Source organism: Flavobacterium glucosi, assembly GCF_048286535.1.
Classification (GTDB): Bacteria; Bacteroidota; Bacteroidia; order Flavobacteriales; family Flavobacteriaceae; genus Flavobacterium.
The window spans coordinates 77552-99301 of sequence record NZ_JBLVPK010000006.1 but is presented as its reverse complement, the minus strand read 5'-3'; the positions used below and the strand labels follow the sequence as shown (position 1 = coordinate 99301).

At 33.6% G+C, this 21750-nt stretch carries 14 protein-coding genes; 8 read left to right on the top strand and 6 right to left on the bottom strand.

From position 1 onward, the window contains the following. Positions 1–42 precede the first annotated feature (42 nt). The 3 genes from ACNQGD_RS12170 to ACNQGD_RS12160 all read right to left on the bottom strand — a co-directional run bounded on the left by ACNQGD_RS12170 (position 43) and on the right by ACNQGD_RS12160 (position 2503). Positions 43–1053: an aldo/keto reductase gene (locus tag ACNQGD_RS12170; RefSeq protein ID WP_417999464.1), complete on the bottom strand. Its 1011-nt coding sequence runs from the start codon at positions 1051–1053 to the stop codon at positions 43–45. Between the two features lie 255 nt (positions 1054–1308). Next, entirely contained in the window at positions 1309–2004 is a 696-nt protein-coding gene (locus tag ACNQGD_RS12165; RefSeq protein WP_417999463.1) for a 2'-5' RNA ligase family protein, read from the bottom strand. 61 nt (positions 2005–2065) lie between these two features. Beyond that, positions 2066–2503 (bottom strand): acyl-CoA thioesterase, encoded by a 438-nt coding sequence (locus ACNQGD_RS12160; RefSeq protein ID WP_417996207.1) that lies wholly within the window; start codon positions 2501–2503, stop codon positions 2066–2068. Between the two features lie 259 nt (positions 2504–2762). Here ACNQGD_RS12160 and ACNQGD_RS12155 point away from each other — a divergent pair, with 259 nt between their 5' ends. Continuing rightward, on the top strand, positions 2763–3143 hold the full coding sequence (locus tag ACNQGD_RS12155; RefSeq protein WP_417999462.1) for a hypothetical protein: 381 nt from the start codon (positions 2763–2765) through the stop codon (positions 3141–3143). A gap of 84 nt (positions 3144–3227) precedes the next feature. On the opposite strand, the gene ACNQGD_RS12150 is transcribed toward ACNQGD_RS12155, so the two are convergent. Beyond that, positions 3228–3845 carry a hypothetical protein gene (locus tag ACNQGD_RS12150; protein ID WP_417993871.1) on the bottom strand — a complete coding sequence of 206 codons (618 nt, stop codon included), beginning with the start codon at positions 3843–3845 and terminating at the stop codon, positions 3228–3230. 447 nt (positions 3846–4292) lie between these two features. On the opposite strand from ACNQGD_RS12150, the gene dnaK reads away from it, so the two are divergent. Then, positions 4293–6179: a molecular chaperone DnaK gene (gene dnaK, locus ACNQGD_RS12145; protein ID WP_417993870.1), complete on the top strand. Its 1887-nt coding sequence runs from the start codon at positions 4293–4295 to the stop codon at positions 6177–6179. Positions 6180–6276: 97 nt separating this feature from the next. Here dnaK and ACNQGD_RS12140 read toward each other — a convergent pair whose 3' ends face one another. Then, on the bottom strand, positions 6277–7167 hold the full coding sequence (locus ACNQGD_RS12140; RefSeq protein ID WP_417999461.1) for a Brp/Blh family beta-carotene 15,15'-dioxygenase: 891 nt from the start codon (positions 7165–7167) through the stop codon (positions 6277–6279). 110 nt (positions 7168–7277) lie between these two features. Between ACNQGD_RS12140 and ACNQGD_RS12135 the strand changes: the two genes are divergently transcribed. After that, positions 7278–8003: a bacteriorhodopsin-like gene (locus ACNQGD_RS12135; protein ID WP_417999460.1), complete on the top strand. Its 726-nt coding sequence runs from the start codon at positions 7278–7280 to the stop codon at positions 8001–8003. Between the two features lie 225 nt (positions 8004–8228). Here the strand turns inward: ACNQGD_RS12135 and ACNQGD_RS12130 are convergent, their stop codons facing one another. Beyond that, entirely contained in the window at positions 8229–10802 is a 2574-nt protein-coding gene (locus ACNQGD_RS12130) for a zinc-dependent metalloprotease (protein WP_417999459.1), read from the bottom strand. A gap of 323 nt (positions 10803–11125) precedes the next feature. On the opposite strand from ACNQGD_RS12130, the gene corA reads away from it, so the two are divergent. The 5 genes from corA to ACNQGD_RS12105 all read left to right on the top strand — a co-directional run bounded on the left by corA (position 11126) and on the right by ACNQGD_RS12105 (position 21747). Continuing rightward, positions 11126–12196: a magnesium/cobalt transporter CorA gene (gene corA / locus ACNQGD_RS12125; protein ID WP_417993866.1), complete on the top strand. Its 1071-nt coding sequence runs from the start codon at positions 11126–11128 to the stop codon at positions 12194–12196. Between the two features lie 54 nt (positions 12197–12250). Further along, positions 12251–14344: a phosphate acetyltransferase gene (gene pta / locus ACNQGD_RS12120; RefSeq protein ID WP_417999458.1), complete on the top strand. Its 2094-nt coding sequence runs from the start codon at positions 12251–12253 to the stop codon at positions 14342–14344. 100 nt (positions 14345–14444) lie between these two features. Next, positions 14445–15644 (top strand): acetate/propionate family kinase, encoded by a 1200-nt coding sequence (locus ACNQGD_RS12115; RefSeq protein ID WP_417999457.1) that lies wholly within the window; start codon positions 14445–14447, stop codon positions 15642–15644. 99 nt (positions 15645–15743) lie between these two features. Beyond that, positions 15744–18494, top strand: a complete 2751-nt coding sequence (locus ACNQGD_RS12110) for a helix-turn-helix and ligand-binding sensor domain-containing protein (protein WP_417999456.1) — start codon at positions 15744–15746, stop codon at positions 18492–18494. A gap of 244 nt (positions 18495–18738) precedes the next feature. Next, positions 18739–21747 carry a SusC/RagA family TonB-linked outer membrane protein gene (locus ACNQGD_RS12105; RefSeq protein ID WP_417999455.1) on the top strand — a complete coding sequence of 1003 codons (3009 nt, stop codon included), beginning with the start codon at positions 18739–18741 and terminating at the stop codon, positions 21745–21747. Positions 21748–21750: the final 3 nt, after the last annotated feature.

Below are 21750 nucleotides of genomic sequence, written 5' to 3'. Positions count from 1 at the left end.
AGCGAATAGTAAAGATAACTATTCCTACTGAATACTATTGTTTTATTGATCGATAGCTCCCATATTGGCAGCATCATAACGATCGCCTGTGATGGTTCCTAAAGGGATGATGGTTTCTAAACGGTTTAGGTCTTCCATGTTTAATTTAATTTCGGCGGCAGCATTATTTTCTTCGATATATTTCACGCGTTTTGTTCCCGGAATTGGTAAAAGACCTTTTGAAACAATCCAAGCAATGGCTAATTGTGAAGGTGTTATTTCTTTTTCGGTAGCCAATGTCTTTATTTCATTTACCAAAGCAATATTTTTGTAAAATTGTTCGCCTTGAAAACGAGGTAAACTTTTTCTAAAGTCATTCTCAGGAAAATCATCAGGGCTTTTGATGTCTCCAGAAATAAATCCTCGACCTAACGGGGAGTAAGCCACAAACCCGATTCCAAGATCTTGAAGTGTTTTTAAAATCCCCGTTTCTTCTACGCCACGCTCAAATAAAGAATATTCTGTTTGTACCGCAGTCAAAGGATGAATAGTATGGGCTTTTTTTATGGTCTCCGATGAAACTTCCGAAAGTCCGATGTAACCAATTTTTCCTTCTTTTACCAATTCGGCCATTGCCGCAACAGTTTCTTCAATTGGCGTGTTTGGGTCTAAACGATGCAAGTAATACAAGTCAATATAATCAGTTCCCAAGTTTTTAAGCGAACGCTCCACGGCTTTTTTTACATAATCTTTTGTGCCGTTGAATTGCCAAGTCAGTTGTTCCTTGTCATCAATTTCATAGCCAAATTTTGTGGCAATGGTATATTGATTTCTATTTCCTTTAATGGCTTTGGCGACAAGCCTTTCATTTAGTAATGGACCGTATAAATCTGCAGTGTCCAAGAAGTTATACCCTAGTTCCAATGAGCGGTGAATAGTGGCAATAGATTCTTCTTCATCCGCTTTTCCATAAATATCCATTCCTGCAATTTGAGTCATTCCCATACAACCCAATCCTACTTTTGGAACTAAAAGTCCTTGACTTCCCAGTTCGATTTTTTTATTAGTATTCATATTTTTTTATTTAATGGTGGATTTAAATTAATATTGCAAATGTCAGTACGATACTAAATTTAAAAGTAACCCAATCTCTTATAGTTGTATCCAAAATGAGGAAATTGGGTTTATCTATTTAAATTCCTTTTAAAGACTTACAAAATCATCACTTTTTGGGAAAATGCCCAATACTTTTTAGGATTTCGATAGGGTGTAGTGTTCTAAAACCATAATAAGCGCTTTGTTATATATGAAATTAGTGGTAAGATCAGATTAACGGAAAGCTAATCCAGACTGAAATTCGTGTAATTCTCTGACAAATTGTTTGCGTTGGTACCAATCATTATAAACTAAAAGACATTCTTTAACGGTGATTTTTCCAAAATCAAAATCCCGATACTTTTCTAATATTTCAAGCAGCTTTTCTTTATTCTTGATTTCTTTTCGAAACCTAGCAACGGTCGTATGAGCTGTTTGAATAAAATAACGTTCATCAATGCTTTGTTCCAGTCCAGAATTTATAAAATTAGTTCTCAGGTTGTTTCTTAAATCATTCAAGGAATTTGTATTCGTGAACCCCTGTACCATTATAGCAGAAGGAGAGGCAGTTATACCTTGAAAATTAATTGTTATATCTTGTACATCAACAAGGCTTTTTTCGATGATTTTTACATAATCAAGAATCGAAATTGTAGTTAAATCAAAACCATCATAACAGGAAATAATAGAGAGCACGGTAATATGAACATCTGAATTTGGGTAATAATATTGCTCAGAATCTATTGCTTGGAGTTCTTCTAAAAAACCTTGAATCTTATTTTTGATATGAATATCCGGCCGAATTAAGAGGGTAATACCAAATCGATTGTCTGTAGCTGAATCAATTTGGGTATCAATTTGATAAGTGTCAGCAGTAATTTTTGCTACAGATTCTTTATAGAGTGTAGTATAATGCTTGTTTAAATCCATCCGTATTAATTACGATTTATTACTTTGCGATTTATTACTTTGCGATTCGGGGTTTCATTTTTTAAAGATTTACAAAGTCATCACTTTTAGGAAAAATACTCAGGGCTTCAATGGCAATTTCAGGAGTTGGAGAAGCTAATTTACGAAGTTTGGTATCCATCCAAGCGCCATCAACTGTTATGGTCGCACAAAGTTTGTTGTCTTCATTTAAAAACTCATGCACAATAGACCAACGGGAAGCATCAGCATTTACTTTTGAGGTTTTAGTATGCATGAAAATTTTGTCAGAAAGTTTTATTTCTTTTCTAAAAACACATTCTTCCCTAAATAGAATTGGTCCAAAACTTTGTGCTTGCATGACTCTCATTGTTAAACCTAAGCTTTCTAGAATTTCAATACGATGTTGTGCGCCAAAGTCATAATAAGCACTGTGTCGTAAATGAAAATTAGGGTCAAGATCAGACCAACGGAAGGATAATTCTTTGATAAATGAAGTCATTGTTGTTTTGTTTTTAAAATTAGTTTTAAAATACTTTCAAAATTATATTTTAATGAAAGAAGTAGGTTTTAGAAAATCGAAAATACAAATAAAAACGGAATGTAATAATGGAATTCGGTGCTTTTTAAGGCTTTTTTATGATAAACTAGCAAAAGTAAATGGAGTGTTTGTTAATTATTTTGTTCCAAAAAAGATTGTGGCGTGTCTTTTGCATTAAAAAAAAGATTGTCCAATTCCGGATAATACAAAATAACCATGTATGAAAAAAATGATTGTACTCTTGTTGCTTACCAGTGTTATGTATGCTCAAGAACAAGTGTTTAATGTGCAGCGGTATTGCATAGATGAGCAGCCTTTTAAACAAGGCGAATGTAATATTACAGGAAATGAATATTCGTTTGTGTTCTTAGATACTCAAAAGCAGGAGGTGGTTTTCTTTCTTACGGCTACAAAAATGAAATATAAAATTGTAGACTCCGGTATTTTTTCTCGGGATAAAAAATTCACCTTTTATACTTTAGAAAATGAGAAAGGTCAAGTAGAAATGAGGATAAACCAGCAACATACCAGAATTGAATTCCTCTATCCGAACAATCACATTTATTTGACGGTAGGAATGTCTACTAAAGAAGTGAATTAAAAAGTGAATTTTAATTGAATTGGATTCGCTTTTTCTACTTTATTTGATTAAAAATTTATTGTCTGGTTTTATGGTAGTTTGGATTTATGTTGCTAAATCGTTTTTAGTTATTTCTAAAGATTGATCGAATTGCTTTTCTTGAATCATAAATTCAATTAATTCTTTTGTTTGGAGATCGAGTTTTTGGGTAGAATCCTGAATATAATTTAAAAGTTCTTCCATTTCATCTCTTGAATCTATGGGAAGTTTTAGTAAAGTGTAGGTAAGTCCTAAAATTTGAGAAACGGAATGCCTAATTTTATGATTTATTTTAAATAGCATTCCAGTAATTGATGTATTGTGTTCTATTATTAGTTTTTCAGTTTTATTGCGCTGAGTTTTATGTTCAATTAAGATAAAGGTTACTATCCATAGTGCAAACACAGATATTATTCGATCGCTATAAATACTAATATGGGTGTTTTGATTTTGAAAATAAAAAAATTTGAATAAAATAAGAGTCGTTGAAATGAATGAAAAAAAATAGAGAGTTGATTTTTTCTGGTCTATAATCATTGTCATAGGAATTAGATACAAAACACCTATTGCTGTTCCCAAAGGAGTGTAAAAATCTAAAATAGAAAGAATTACAATTGTTAAACTGGCAAGAGTTTTAAAGTTTAGTTTGTTTTTTGTTATCAGTTTTGTTTTAGATATATTCATTGTTTTAACTTTTTAAATTGAAAAGAAGGTTACGTTATATAAATAAATTGATTGCAAAACAGATATCATTGTGCGAATGTAGTCTAATATTTATTGCGAAATTATTTAACTAAATAGGATTGTTAAAGAAAAATAGTCTGAGCCAATTATTTTTGTGTTGTGTAAAGGTATTCTTAGCTAGTCTGGAACTTATTTTCAGACTCTCAAAATAAATTAAAAACTTAGGAAATGACTCCAGTAATGAATTCAAAATAAACCCTTGGTTGGTTTACAATTTAAACAGGATTAAGAATGACAAACCTACTGAAATGTCATCTTGTCAGATTTTTTCACGCCAATTTTAACATAAACTGACAATTTAATAGTTGGTTTTGTATTGGCACAAAGATTGACTTATCGACTTCGAGTCATTAAAACAAGTATACAATAAAATTAAATATATTAAAAATGGGTAAAATAATCGGAATTGATTTAGGTACGACCAACTCTTGTGTTTCTGTAATGGAAGGTAATGAAGCAGTTGTTATTCCTAATGCAGAAGGAAAAAGAACAACACCATCTATCATCGCTTTTGTTGAAGGTGGAGAGATTAAAGTAGGAGATCCTGCTAAAAGACAAGCGGTAACTAATCCAACTAAGACTATTGCTTCTATCAAACGTTTTATGGGTCACTCTTTTTCAGAGGTTTCTGCTGAAGCAAAAAGAGTTTCTTATTCAGTAGTAAAAGGGGACAACAATACGCCACGTGTGGATATTGATGGTCGTTTATACACTGCTCAAGAATTGTCAGCGATGACACTTCAAAAAATGAAAAAAACAGCTGAAGACTATTTAGGTCAAACTGTTACTGAAGCAGTTATTACTGTTCCAGCTTACTTTAATGATGCACAACGTCAAGCTACAAAAGAAGCGGGTGAAATTGCAGGTCTTAAAGTAATGCGTATTATCAACGAACCAACTGCAGCTGCACTTGCTTACGGTTTAGATAAAAAAGGGAAAGATCAAAAAATTGCTGTTTACGATTTAGGTGGAGGTACATTTGATATTTCGGTTCTGGAATTAGGAGACGGAGTTTTCGAAGTATTGTCTACAAACGGAGATACTCACTTAGGTGGAGATGATTTTGACCACGAAATTATTGATTGGTTAGCTGACGAATTTAAAGCTGAAGAAGGTATTGACTTACGTCTTGATCCAATGTCATTGCAACGTTTGAAAGAAGCTGCTGAGAAAGCAAAAATTGAATTGTCTTCTTCTGCTGAAACTGAAATCAACTTGCCATACGTTACGGCTACGGCTTCAGGACCAAAACACTTAGTTAAAAAATTAACTAGAGCTCAATTTGAAAAATTAACGGATTCTTTAGTAAAACGTTCTATGGCACCAGTTGCTAAAGCGTTGAAAGATGCAGGTTTATCTGTTTCTGATATTGACGAAGTTATCTTGGTTGGAGGTTCTACTCGTATGCCAAGAATTGCTGAAGAGGTTGAAAAATTCTTTGGTAAAAAAGCGTCTAAAGGAGTTAACCCTGATGAGGTTGTTGCAATTGGAGCAGCTATTCAAGGTGGAGTTCTTTCTGGAGATGTAAAAGATGTATTGTTACTTGACGTTACACCTTTATCTTTAGGTATCGAAACTATGGGTGGTGTTTTGACTAAATTAATTGAGTCTAATACAACTATTCCAACTAAAAAATCTCAAGTTTTCTCTACAGCTGCAGATTCTCAACCAACAGTTGAAATTCACGTTTTACAAGGAGACAGAGCTATGGCAGTTGATAACAAAACTATAGGTCGTTTCCATTTAGATGGTATACCACCAGCTCCAAGAGGGGTTCCACAAATTGAAGTAACTTTTGATATTGATGCTAATGGTATCATCAAAGTTTCGGCAACTGACAAAGGAACTGGAAAATCTCACGATATTCGTATCGAAGCTTCTTCTGGATTGACTTCTGAAGAAATCGAAAGAATGAAAAAAGATGCAGAAGCTAATGCTGATTCTGACAAACTTTTAAGAGAAAGAGCAGAGAAATTGAACGAAGCTGACGGAATGATCTTCCAAACTGAAACTCAATTGAAAGAATTAGGTTCTAAATTATCTGATGAAAACAAAGTTGCTGTAGAATATGCATTAACTGAATTGAGAATGGCACACCAATCTCAAGACATTCCTGCAATTCAAACCGCTCTTGACAACATCAACGCTGCTTGGAAAAAAGCAACTGAAGCGATGTATGCTCAAGGAGAACAAGGTCAAGGTGAAGCACAACCTCAAGGGGATGCTGCTCAAGGAGACAATGTTGAAGACGTTGAATTCGAAGAAGTAAAATAATAATTTCCCGTAAAGATGCACTGTGGTGCATCTTTATTGTTGATTTAGAAAACCGTTCGCCTTTGGTGAACGGTTTTTTTATGCACAATTATTTATATTATTCTCTTTTTCTATGAAACATTCTTGTAATAACTAAGGCGTGCGGAAATGTTATGGCAGACAAAAAAGAAAAAAATAAAGTATTAAATAGTTTTTCTTCTTTAAATGTAAAATACAGAAGTGCCATTCCTACTATTGAAACCAGCCAATAAATCCCTGCTGCACTACAATAGGCAATAAAATTGCTTAAAGAATAATAGCCATTTAAAAATTTTATTTGGTCAATTATAGAAGGAATACTGTGCCATAAAACAAAATAAATGGCGAATCCCCAGATCAGACTCGAGGACTTAAAAACAATCATAAATAGTACTAAATAGAAGAATTCCAGGCGTATTTTTTTTCTTATTTTTTTTGATTTCCAATACAAATAAGTACTTAGAGCTATAAAAACAGCACCTGAAATCTGTAAGGATAACCAAATGTATGGAATAGGAATACTGATTTTTGAAATGTTTAATATAATGTTTTGCACTTCCTTAGAGTGAAAAGTAAACAGCAACACTAAAATAAAGAATCCATAGGAAAATTGGAATAGCAATAAAATCCACTTAGGAAAGGTATGCTGTAAATTTTGCCATTGCTGTTCTCCAAAATGATACCCACTCACAATTATGAATGCTAGGAGTGCAACAAAAGGAATGGTGTAGAATAAAAGTATTCCTATTAAAACGATTAACAGATAATATCCCAATATTTTGAGCGATGTATTTGATTGTTTTCCAGTATTTATATTTTTGATTAGGAGTACATCATTTGCTCCATGCAAAATTCCAAAAGTAAATATTAAGAGGAAACCAGAAATTATCTGAAGCTGAGTCGAAAAGTAGGAATCCATCCATAATCCGAAAAAGCTTACTACGATAGCTATATTACTATAATTTTTCATAAAATTTAATTATAGTTTAAAGATAATCAAAAAATAATAAACAAAGATTTCTTTTTATTGTTCATCTTTTATTACATTTGATTGAACAAAACCATTTAAATCATTTATTTATGACAAACTTTATGTTTATTTCAGGATTAATGGGAAAATTATCCCCAACCGATTATGTAGGATTTACTTTTTTTGTAGGTTGTATGGCTATGATGGCCGCTTCAGCATTTTTCTTTTTGTCTTTGAGCCAGTTTGATAGAAAATGGCGTACTTCAGTATTGGTTTCTGGATTAATTACTTTTATTGCTGCTGTGCATTATTTTTATATGAGAGATTACTGGGCTTCATTTGGAGAATCCCCCACATTCTTTCGTTATGTTGACTGGGTACTAACAGTGCCGTTAATGTGTTTAGAATTTTACCTGATACTAAAGGTAGCGGGTGCAAAACAGTCTTTATTATGGAAGATGATCCTTTTTTCCATAATAATGTTAGTAACAGGGTACTTTGGAGAGGTTGTATTTACAGATAGTGCCGCTCTTTGGGGATTCATTTCCGGTCTGGCTTATTTTGCTATTGTTTATGAAATTTGGTTAGGAGAAGCTTCAAAATTAGCCGCTGCAGCAGGAGGAGAAATTCAAAAAGCACATAAAATTTTGTGTTGGTTTGTACTTGTTGGATGGTCAATTTATCCATTAGGGTACATGATGGGAACAACAGGATGGTACAACGGACTGATTCCATCTGGTAATATTGATGTAGTTTACAACATTGCTGACGCTATCAATAAAATTGGATTTGGATTGGTTATTTACAGTTTAGCAGTTAAATCTCAGAAAGATTAATTCTTTATTTATATTTAATTTTAAAACTGGACTAGTGATAGTTCGGTTTTTTTATGACAAGATATTATATGAAAAACCCGACCTGTTTTAAAAACGGATCGGGTTTTTGTATTATTATTATTACACTGTAGAGAAGCACGACAATGTATCCCTACGGTGTAATATCATCTAACACAGCATAAAAAAAGGGAAAATGTTGTTGAACATTTCCCCTTTTTTAATTCATTATTTAGGATCTAAAGCTTGTCCTATTCTAGAAATTAAATCTTGTAAGTGATACTTACTCATTCGATCAGTCATTCTTGATGAGGCTAATTTCATCTCATTTTTCAAACTATTCAATTGACCTCTTGAAATAGAAGGTAAATCAGTTTGAGCAAGATTTACCTTTCTTGTCGTGAAACCGTAAGTAACACCTACAGGAACCGATCTAACCATGGCTGTGCCTGGTTTAAGTAATTCGATCATTTTATCAACATACAATTTTTGAATGTTTCTACGATACACATCAATAGAACTGCTTCCTTTCAATTCAGAAAAGATTCCATTTTTTAAGTCATTTACTAATTCATCCGCGGAATAGTTGTTTTTACTCATAGAAGAAGTTTCTATAAGGCGCACAATTCTATCTCCAGCCAATAAACTTGATAAAGTAGCATCTTGCATTCCTTTGATTGCTTCAACACCGTTTTCTGGGTTTATTTTCGAAAGGATATTTTGATCCAATAGCCATTTTGGCGTGATGAACAATTGAGTGTTCAAGAATAATACAGCATCTTTTTGGATAGCTCTTGGAACTACTTCAAATTGATTCCCTGTCATGTCATACGTTTTTGGAGAATCATATATTCCACCAACATTTTTAGTAACATGGCCCATGTATCTTCTGAATTGTCCTGTAAGTGCGCCGTAAAGTTCATCCAGTTCAGCATAGCTTTCTCCGTTTTCTTTAGTCCACTCTAATAAATTAGGTAAAATTATTTTCAAGTTTTTGATTCCGTACTCAGAAGCTCTCATCGCATTATCTCCAATATCCTCCGTTTGGTATCTTGGGTCATACGGACTGGTTTCTGACCCAAACCATAAACGGTTATTTTTGTATGCTTCTTTGGTCATTTCATTCAACTTCGCTTTTTCTTCAGTTTCAGTTTTAGCTTCGTCAAAATAAGAATACCCCCATTTAATGGCCCATTTGTCATAATCTCCAATTCTAGGAAATAAGGCTGTAACACCATCTTCTGGTTGTGCCACATAATTAAAACGGGCGTAATCCATGATAGAAGAAGTATGTCCGTTTTTATCTTGGTACGCTTTATCTCTTAGTTTTTCAACCGGAGTGGCAGAACTTGCTCCCATATTATGACGCAATCCTAAAGTATGTCCCACTTCATGAGACGAAACGAAACGGATTAATTCTCCCATTAATTTATCATCAAACTTTTTTGTTCTTGCTGCAGGATCTACAGCCGCAGTTTGAATCAAATACCAGTTTCTTAAAAGGCTCATGATATTATGGTACCAACCAATGTGGCTTTCCAAAATTTCACCACTTCTAGGATCATGTACATTTGGTCCGTATGCATTTTGAATTTCAGCAGCAAAATAGCGTAATACAGAAAAACGGGCATCTTCCAAACTCATTGTTGGATCGTTTTCTGGCCAATATTCTCCACGAATAGCATTTTTCCATCCTGCATTTTCGAAGGCAATTTGCCAGTCATCGATACCTTGTTTGATGAATTTTTTCCATTTTTCAGGAGTCGCCGGGTCGATGTAATATACAATTGGTTTTTTAGGCTCAATTAATTCGCCTTTTTTTTGTTTTTGAGCATCTTCTTCCGATTTTGGCTCTAAACGCCATCTCACGGCAAATACTTTGGTATCTGATTTTTGAGATTCTTCTTCAAAAACATCGTACTGGTTTGCAAAATACCCCACACGTGCATCAAATTCTCTTTTGCGCATTGGTGTTTTTGGCAACAAAATCATAGAGGTATTCATCTCTACCGTTATTACTCCGGCATCTAAACCAGAAGGTAAATTAACTCCTATTTGTGGTGTTGGAGTTGTTGAAATACGAGGCGGTGTAGTCGTAAATGTTTTTACACTTCTAATCTCAGTATTTATAGGGTAACTGCTTATTTTTGAGATGAATGATTTGTCTTTCTGAAACGTTTGTATGTTTAACAATTGTTTCTTAATGGGATCTAATGAAAAAGTTTGAATATCACCATCGAAAGTACTCGTTAAGTCGATCACATATCCAGCATTATTTTTCCCGGTTGAATCTTTTTTGAATGCCAAGATATCATAGTTTCCAATAATTGGATCTGAAGTTGAATTCTTAACAGCCTGAGCCATTGGTTTATCACCGTCAGGAGACATGATAACATAGGTAACTGATCTAAGAAGAATGTTGTTGCTCAGCCCTTTTTCCCAACGAACGACTTGTCTGTTGATTTCTTCTCCACCAAAAATTCCTCCTCCAGCAGGAGTTTTAGAATATCTGGTGATTGTCATTATTTCACTTCCTAAAAGGGAATCTGGAATTTCAAAAAGATATTTGTCATTAATTTTATGAATGTCAATTAATCCTTTTTGTGTTACTGCCGTTGAGTCAATAACTTTTTTATACGGTTTTGGTTCTTTTTTACCGTCTTTAGAATCAGGTGCTTTAGCTTCTACTTTAGCAGTTGCATTTTTTTCTGCTCTTTTCTTTTTTTTGCTTTGTGCAAATGTGCCTTGTGCAAAACAAAATAACAGACAGGTAATAATTAGGGTTAGTTTTTTTTTTACCATTTAGATAATGTATTAATAAAGTTTATAATTGGATATGGTTTATAAGACGCATTTTATTATGTTTTGTTACGACTTAAGCCCAAATTTATTGATATATTTTTTATAAAAGGACCATTTTGAAGTGTAATTTTAAATAATTAACAATAATTAAAATCGTTGCTTACTTGCTTTTTCTATGTTGGAATATGATTTTAGTCATGAAAGGAATTATTATTTAGGCTTATCTTTGTTTTTTTTAACACTAAATTAAAACCGTTTTTTTTAGAAACGTCTAAAGTGTCAAAAATAATTTTTGGTAATATTACTACATAAATACTGTTGGGATGAGAAAAATTAAGTACAAGAGAGGAAAGAAAACACAACCTTATAATTTAGAATATACAGGTATTCATAAAAGTAAGGAATCAGAGCTGCAGTTGTTTGTTTATGATGATTTGGATCTTACCGAATATGAAGATTTTAAGGTTTCGGATTTGGATAAATATATTGAAGAACAAAAAACAAATTGGATTAATATTCACGGTTTAAATAATGTGGAGTGGCTAAAATCGATTGGGGATTATTTTAAAATCGATAACTTTATGTTGGCGGATATTTTAAATACCACTCGAAGAACAAAACTGGAAGAGTCTCATGATTTTCTATTTTTTAACATAAAATCACTTTTACCCGCAGGACATTCAGATAATATAAGTGTCGAACAAATTAGTTTTTTGTTAAAAGATGGGGTTCTAATTTCTTTTCAGGAAAAGCGAAGTGACTTTTTCACCCACATCCGAGAACGCATTCGAACGCATTCTGGAATTGTAAGAACTAAGAAAGCGGATTATCTGTTGTACATTCTTCTGGATGCCATCATGGAAAATTTCTACATCACTTTAGAAAATGAGGAAGACAAAGTAGAGGAGCTGATCAATCTTACCAAGGAAAGTGTGGATCCCATAATTTTAGAAAAAATAGAGAAACATAGGGATAATTTAAATTTTCTGAAACGTTCCATCATTCCGCTTCGGGATTCGTTGTATGATATAAAAAGCATAAAAGACGATACCATATTTAATGCGATGGAAGCTGATAGTTTCAGCTTTTTTGCCCGATTACATCAAAAGAGTTTAGAACTTTTAGAACAAATCGAATCCGATATGGGATCTTTAGAAAGTGCGTCTAATTTCTTCTTCTCGGCTCAGACGCATAAGATGAATGAGATTATGAAAACCCTGACCATTGTATCTGCGATATTTATTCCGCTTACTTTTATAGTTGGGGTTTACGGAATGAATTTTGAGTATATGCCGGAACTCAGGCGTCATTATGGCTATCATACTGTAATTGGGGCTATGTTTTTAATAGTAATTGGAATGATTGTTTATTTTAAAAAACGCCGTTGGTTTTAGAAATTAATAAAGAATGCATCCAATTAATTTGGAATTAAATCTAAAAATAAAAAAATGAACAAGGCCATATACATTGCAACAAGCGAACAAAATAGTGGGAAGTCGATTATTACATTGGGATTGATGAGTATGCTTATGGGTAAGATGGCCAAAGTAGGTTATTTCAGACCCATTGTGGAAGATTTTGAAGAAGGAGGATTTGACAATCACATTGAAACCGTAATTGGACATTTTGGAATGGATATTGAATTTGAAGATGCGTATGCCATAACAAAAAGTAAATTAATCAAAAAGAAGAACAAAGGAAAAATAGGAGAGGTTCTCGATTTGATTATTGAAAAATACAAGAAATTAGAAGAACGATTCGATTTTGTTTTGGTTGAAGGAACTAGTTTTACAGGCGAAGGAACTGTAATCGAATTGGACATGAATGTACTGATTGCTAAAAATCTGGGAATCCCAACAATTATCGTGGGTTCCGGAGTGGGAAAAACATTAGAGGAATTAATTGATAGTCTTTATTTGGCATACGATTCATTCAAGGTTAAAGATGTCGAGGTTTTGGCTGTAATCGCCAATAAAGTGCAACCGGAGAATATTGAATTGGTAACTGACGGTCTAAAGAAAAGTTTACCCAAAAGTATATTGGTGAACTCCATTCCTTTGATTCATAAATTAAATAATCCAACCGTACAGGAAATTGTAAATGAGTTGGATGCTAAAGTTTTATTTGGCTCGGCACACTTGAACAATCAAACTGGGAATTTTAGTGTAGGCGCCATGCAATTGTGCAATTATTTGCTGCATTTGAAAGAGAATAGTCTGGTGATTACCCCTGGAGACCGAGCCGATATTATTCTTGGAGCTTTGCAGGCTAATGAATCCGTAAATTATCCAACCATTTCGGGAATTGTTTTGACAGGGAATATCTTGCCAGAAATTAGTATTTTGAAATTGATAGAAGGACTTTCTACCATTGTTCCAATTATTGCTGTGGAAGAAGGAACGTATTATATTACCAATAAAATAGGTTCCATTAAATCCAAAATTTACGCAAATAATAAGCAGAAGATTGAAATTTCTATCACTACTTTCGAAAAATATGTCGACTTAGACAACTTGGCTGAAAAGCTAATCACTTTTGAAGCGGAGGGAATGACGCCAAAAATGTTTCAATATAATTTAGTAAAAAGAGCGAGACAACACCGGAAACACATTGTTTTACCGGAAGGTAATGATGAAAGAATCATTATTGCAGCCTCGCAATTATTGACGATGGATGTGGTTGATATTTCGATTATTGGCAACAAAAAACAAATTGAAAGTAAAGTGGCAGAGTTGGGACTTCCGTTTGATTTTTCTAAAGTACAAATCATAAATCCGATAGAATCGGAACATTATGATGATTATGTAAATACGTATTATGAATTGCGAAAAGCAAAAAATGTAACCATAGGAATGGCTAAGGATTTAATGGAAGATGTTTCTTATTTTGGAACGATGATGGTGTATAAAGGGCATGCTGACGGAATGGTTTCCGGAGCGGCACATACCACGCAACATACTATTTTGCCAGCTTTACAATTCATTAAAACGAAACCCAATTCCTCCGTGGTTTCCTCTATATTTTTTATGTGTCTTGAAGATCGTGTTTCGGTTTTTGGAGATTGCGCGATTAATCCAAATCCTACTGCAGAACAATTGGCAGAAATTGCCATTTCCTCTGCCGATTCCAGTTTGGCTTTTGGTATTGAACCAAAAATCGCCATGCTTTCGTATTCATCTGGTTCATCCGGAAAAGGAGATGAAGTCGATAAAGTAAGAGCTGCAACTGAAATAGTGAGAAAAAAACGTCCCGATTTGAAAATTGAAGGGCCTATTCAATATGATGCTGCCGTTGATATGGCTGTTGGAAAAAGTAAAATGCCAAATTCAGAAGTAGCAGGGCAAGCCAGTGTTTTAATCTTCCCAGATTTGAATACAGGAAATAACACTTATAAAGCGGTTCAAAGAGAAACCGGCGCATTAGCAATTGGCCCCATGTTACAGGGTTTGAACAAACCCGTAAATGATTTAAGCCGCGGTTGTACAGTAGATGATATTATAAACACAGTCGTGATTACGGCGATTCAAGCACAAGGATTGTAAATCAATTATGAATTGTAAATTATTAATTATGAGTTTTGCTTTTTTGAGCCTTTAGCAAAAAAAACTTAGCAACTTAGTACCCTAGCAACTTAAAAAAAAAATGAAAATAGTAATTATAAACTCAGGAAGTTCGTCTATAAAATACCAATTGATCAACATGCCGGCAAATGAAGTTATTTGTTCGGGGATGATTGACAGAATAGGACTGGAAACTTCGAATTTAACGTATGTAACGAATGCGATTAAATTAGAAGAGACGTTGCCTATTGCGAACCATAAAATTGGTTTAGAAAAAATTGCCAAGTTGCTAATGGATGAAAAAACAGGGGTGATTAAAAGTACGGATGAAATAGAAGCCGTAGGGCATCGTGTGGTGCATGGCGGAAGCGCTTTTTCGAATACCGTAATTATTACCAGTGAAGTAAAAGACAAAATCAGAAAGCTTTTTGATTTGGCACCTTTGCACAATCCTGCAAATTTAGAAGGAATAAATGTTGCGTCAGCAATTTTTAATTTAGCACAACAAGTGGCCGTTTTTGACACGGCATTCCACCAAACGATTCCTGTTGTGGCGCACAAATATGCGTTGCCAAATTATCTTTTGACGGAGAATAAAATACGCGTATACGGTTTTCACGGAACAAGTCATAAATATGTTTCGGAAAATGCGATTCATTATTTGAAACAAAATTCGGAGAATAAAGGGTCTAAAATTATCACGATACATTTAGGAAACGGTTGCAGTATGACCGCAATAAAAGACGGAAAAAGTATCGATCATACGTTGGGTTTTGGTCCAATGAACGGATTGATTATGGGAACCCGAAGCGGCGATGTGGATCAATCCGTGATTTTTTATTTGGTAAATACCTTGGGTTATTCGCTTGAAGCCGTCACCGATATGTTGCAAAAACAAAGCGGAATGCTTGGGCTTACCGGTTACAGTGATTTAAGGGATATTGAAGCCAATGCGGAGAACGGAAATACGGATTGTCAATTGGCATTAGCGATGAATGCATACCGAATAAAGAAATATATTGGATCGTATGCGGCTGTCTTAAATGGATTGGATGCCATTATTTTTACGGCTGGAATTGGAGAAAATTCTTCTTACATTCGAAAATTAGTATGTACCGATATGGATTATTTCGGAATAGTATTGGATGCATCCAAAAATGAAATTCGTTCGAAAGAAATTCGAGAAATTAACACGCTAGATTCTAAGACTAAAATATTGGTTATTCCTACCAATGAAGAAATCGAAATTGCCAATCAGGTATTTGAATTACTGACGCATTAAGAAAATAACCAACTCAAATAAAAGCTTCTGCATTCAGAGGCTTTTTTTATGCCTTTTATATGATAAATCTAATTATATTTGGATATAAAACACCACATTTTGAAAGTAAGAATTACAATAATAACTCTTTTATATTTTATTTCATCCCAAATTTTTGCTCAGGAGTTGCTTCCTTTTGTAGAGAATTACAGCAAATCAAATTATCAAGGAGATAATCAGATTTGGAGTGTGGCACAAGGAAATGACAACGCCATGTATTTTGCCAATAATTATTATTTATTGCGTTATAATGATGTAAAATGGGAGAAATACAGTTTGCCTAACAAAACGATTATTCGCTCCGTAATGGTTGACGGGGATCGCATTTACACGGGTTCTTATAAAGAATTCGGGTATTGGTTCCGAGAAAAAGGAAAGATGCATTATGTTTCTATTTCGGACTCGAATAAAACCAAAGTTTTTGATGACAATGATAATGAAGAGATTTGGAAGATATTTAAATTTAATGATAAAATCTACTTCCAGTCTTTTAATGGACTTTTCATGTATGATGGAAAAGTAATTAAGGAAAATAAGTTTGATTTTCTAGTTTCTTATTGCTTCCCGGTTGGTAATGATTTGTTAGTGGCTTCAGTAGAAAAAGGAATTTATAAAATGAAGAATTCCAAGTTTGAAAAGATTCAAGGTTGGTCCGCTTTAGAGAACAACGTTATTCATGCTATTGAAAAACACCAAAATAAAATATATTTTTTTACTAAAAAAAATGGGGTTTATGTAGACGATAATGGTATTTTGAGTCCTTGGAAAAATCCTTTAAATGCTATTTTGAAAACGGCTAATATCAATGCAGCTGTGTTTCTTAAAAACAATAAATTAGTTATTGGAACCGCGAGTAAAGGGGTTTATTTGTTTGATTTAAAAACAAATTCTTACAAAAATATAAACCGAAATAATGTCTTGATGAACAACTCGATTTTGAGCATCGGCTTGGACAAAGAGAATGATTTATGGCTTGGCTTGGATAATGGAATTGCTCATATTGAGGTCAATTCACCAATCTCAATTTTTTATGATAATTCAGGTGTTTTAGGTTCGGTGTATTCGGTTGCAAGTACTCCAAAAGGCTATTTGATGGCTTCCAATCATGGTGTTTTTAAATTTGAAGACAAGGAACTCTCTTTGATTCCTAATACGCGGGGGCAGGCTTGGAATATCAGTACAATAAACAATAAATTTCTGATAGGACACAATGAAGGTACTTTTGTTTATGAGAACGGAATAGTATCTAAATTGAGTGTGGTTAATGGTGGTTGGAATTTAGTTAAAAGTGGCATCAACAATTCCTATTTGCAAGCTACTTACAGCGGTGTGATTATTTACAATGACAAGAATGATTTAAGTCAGAAAAAAGTTATAAAAGGATTCTTGAAACCCATAAAATATGTTGCGCAAAACAGGAAAAATGAAATATGGGCTGCGGATAATAATAGAGGCTTGTACCGAATTTTGTATAATGATGCCTACGAAACAACTGACATCAAAAATGTTACTCAACACAGTAAAATAAGTAATGATTTTGGCGTGAAAATATTTGAGTTCAGAAATGAAATACTTTTTCTAATAAATAAGTTGTGGTATACTTATAATTCAATCACCAATCAATTAGAACAAAATGAATTGTTTAATACTAATTTCAAAAATGTATCAAATATTGTTTCTATTGATGAAAATCACTTTTTGATACTGCAAGAAGGACTATTGTATCAGATTTATGCCCATGACAATAAATTTAGCCGCACTATTATTCAAGAGAAATATTACAGAGGAAAAATCATTAATGACAATATAAAAGTTTTCAAAAACAAAGATAATTATCTATTAAATTTAGATGATGGTTTTATTTCGGTACAATTAAATTATGCGAATAAGAAAGCCTCAAATATAACTGTTGAAGCTTTTATTAATGATGGTTTGGTTGAAAACAAATCAAATATTCCGTATAATTCAGAGCTTCGCATACATGTAATATCGGGTGTTTTTGGAGCAACAAGACCTAATTTATTTTATAAAATCAATGGAACCAAAGAATTTATTCCTGTGAATGAAGGTATGATTGTTTTGAATAATTTGAATAGTGGTTCCCATGAGATTACTGTTTATCTTCATGATGGATTGGATTATGATAAAATTTCCAACTTCCAATTTGTTGTCGCTAAACCCTGGTATTTTTCTTTTTGGATGATTTTACTGTACCTAGTTGTGATTGGAGGTATTTTGTATCTATATTACAAATGGAATAAAATGCGATACATACAAAAACTCGAATTACGTGACGAAGAGCTAAAACATCAGAAGAAAATTTTGGAGATAGAATTAAAGGCCGAAAACGAATTGTATATTCAAGAATATGAAAAACATATTTTAGAACTAGAATTGCAATCGAAGTCATCTGAAGTTGCCGGTAAGTCACTTTCTATAGCAAAACAAGGTGAGATGATTGAAAACATTCAAAGTATTCTGGATTCTGATATGGATTTTAATAAACTGAAAAGTGAAATTAAAAAAGCCATAAAAATCAATGCGGTTAACAAACACGAATGGGAAACGTTTGAAACAAATTTGAATCAAATCCACAATGGATTTATAATTAACCTTTCCAAAAAATATCCAAATCTGACTTCAAAGGATATTAAGCTTTGTATTTACTTAAAGATGAATCTTTCGTCCAAAGAAATTGCCCCTATGATGAATATTTCTTTCAGAGGCGTAGAACTCCATCGTTATCGTTTAAGAAAGAAATTAAATCTTGTTCAGGACGAAAACCTTTCTAAATTTTTATTAACGGTATAAATAAGCTTTATTTTTTATAGATACTCTATTATTTCATTGTATTCATTACAGATTTACAACACATCATTACTACATCATATGGATGTGGTGCGGGATCGTATAACCGTTCTTATCAGTAGTTATATATAGATTTATGATCATCTTTTACTGTTTTGATGTATTCGTGTAGCATTGCTGTTTTGGCAACTATAACGTTGTAATTATCTACTTTAGCTTCATTAACATTTTAACAATTTAACACTATATGAGAAATTTTATTTTGGGCTTTTTAGCACTCATTCTACTTCCAGCTTATATGTCTGGTCAAGTAATTAAAGGGAAGGTATCAGATAAAAACGGCATCGGAGTTCCGGGTGCTATTATTGTTGCTGTTGATTCAAAAACGAATGCTACCAGTGACTTTGATGGAAATTTTGAAATTAGGGCTGCAGAAGGTGAAATTTTACAAATTTCGATGTTAGGTTTTCAATCTAATTCTATAGCAGCTACTTCAAGCCTGATGCGTATTGTTCTCCAGGAAGACCAAGACATGCAATTAGATGAAGTCGTTGTAATTGGGTATGGAACTCGTAAAATAATTGATAATACGTCTTCGATTACTTCGTTAAAAGCAGAAGAGATTTCTAAAACTAAAGTCTTGAATGCTTCACAAGCCATACAAGGAAAAGCCGCGGGAGTTCAAGTCATTTCGTCAGATGTACCGGGTAGTTCCCCTACTGTTGTTATTAGGGGTTTAGGTACGGCAATTGGAGGACGAACACCTTTATTTGTGGTTGATGGGATGCCTACGGATAACATTAACAACATTAATACTAATGATATTACTTCTTATGAGATTTTGAAAGATGCTTCTTCTCTTGCTATTTATGGTACCAGAGCGGCTAATGGAGTTATCATCATTACCACTAAAAAAGGAAAAGGCGATAAAGTTTCGGTAGAATTTGAAACTTTTGCGGGTTTTAGACAGCCTTTGAAAAAAGTAAAAATGGCAGGAAGTAACAAGTTTTCGCATTATTCGAATGCTGCTCTGCAATCCACTACTTTTTCACAAGATCAACCCGTAAATACAGATTGGTTTGATGCTATTACCAGAACAGGATCATATACTCAAAATAACGTTTCGGTTTCCGGATCAACAGAAAAGATTAAATTCTTTTTCAGTGTTGGTAACTACGAAGAAAAAGGAATTCTTAACGGATTAGATTACGGTCGTACCACTTTTAGGAATAACAATGAGTATAAGATTTCTGATAAACTAACTTTAAATCAAAACTTTAGTTTTGGGTCGACTAATTCATCACCAAAACCTTTGGGCGCTTTTACCACAGCTTATAAACAATCGCCAATAGTTCCTGTCTTTTTTCCTGATGGTCAATATGGGGTTCCTCTTGTAGGAGCGAATGGTTTTGCAGGTACATCCGGTAATTTATTTAACAATGTGGGTAATCCGATAGCGCAATTAGACTTTTTTGATGAAGAGCAAAGGAGTTTAACTTTGCAAGGGGGTTTGAAATTAGATTATGAAATTTTAGAGTCTTTGAAGTTTACTTCCCAATTTAATGGGGAATATTATTCTTGGAAAAACTATAATTTTTCTGATTCACAAGGAATCTGGATGGCGCGCAACCCAAATACAAGTCCGGCAGATTATGAAACAGCTAATGAAGGAGTTCCTTTGAATTTATTGACCAAAGGCAGATCCCAATATTTCAATTGGAACTTAACGAATTACTTCACTTATAATAAAGTTTTTGGGGAGATTCATGATGTTGAACTTACCGGTGGAATTGAAACTTCCATTAGAGGGTCTAGAGAAACCTTGACTGTTACCAGAAAAAATGTAAACGCAGATGCTAATTATTGGGCTTTAAACGGTGTTGATTACTCCGGTAATATCATGAATTATAGTGATGTAGTTTCTAATGAAACTAAGTTGGCTTCCTATTTTGGTCGTTTTCAATATAAATTAATGGATCGCTACTTATTTACAGGAACACTTAGACGAGATGGTTCTTCTAATTTTGGGAAAGACTACCGTTGGGGAACATTTCCTGCATTTGGTTTGGGTTGGATTATCTCCAAAGAAGGTTTTATGGCGGATGTTAAAGGAGTTGATTTATTGAAATTAAGAGGAGGTTGGGGTAAACTGGGGAACCAAAACGTACCGCTTAACAATCAAGCCTATGCTTCAGGATTGAGTTATTATTTAGGAGGTTCTATTTTGAATGAAGGAACGACTATTAATTCTCAGATTGATCCCAGTTTATCTTGGGAAATTACCGAAGAAACCTCTGCAGGTGTCGATTTTGAATTCTTAAATAGTAGACTTAAAGGTTCATTTGACGTATATGACAAAACAACAACAAATGTTATTTTGAATACAAAACCCTATCTAACTTCTGGAATAAGTAATTCCTCTCCGGCACATGTGGGTGAAGTATCAAACAAAGGATATGAAATTGCATTGCGTTGGGATGATCAATTAACAGATAATTTAAGTTATTGGGTTGGAGGTAACTTTTCAAATAACCAAAATAAACTTTCAGGTCTAAAAGATGCAACTTTGGCACCACTTATTGGTGGAGGTTTAGGAAACGGACAGGATACTAAAATATTAGATAATACCTCTGTTGGTCAGCCGTTAGGTAGTTTCTTTATCTATGAATATGCCGGTTTTGATCCTGCAAATGGAGCCATGTTGTACTACAATGCAGCAGGTGAAAAAGTAGCACAAGGTGTTTTGGCCAATGCCGATAAAAAATATGTAGGTTCTATTTTGCCTACTTCCACGTATGGGGTTACATTAGGAGTGAATTATAAAAACTTTGATTTCTCAGTTGACGGATACGGAACTGCAGGAGCTAAAGTGTACAATGGTAAAAAAGCACAACGTTTTGGAAATGAAAACATTGAAGAGTCTTTGGCCACTGATTTTTGGACCATAAACAATACAACTGCTTCAAATCCAGCACCTTTTAATCAAGTTCCTGTCGCTTCAACTTATTATTTAGAATCAGGTGACTTCTTTAGAATCAACAATATTACTTTAGGGTATAAAATTCCTTTAAAAGAAGGATTTATAAATTCTTGCAGAATATATGTCAATGCGATCAATCCATTAATCACACAGAAATTCTCTGGTTTTTCTCCGGAATTAAATGGGAATGGCGACCCTTATGGAACGCAAGGAATCGAGTTAGATGCTTATCCTACCTTGAGGTCATTTGTAATTGGTGCTAATTTAAATTTTTAAGAG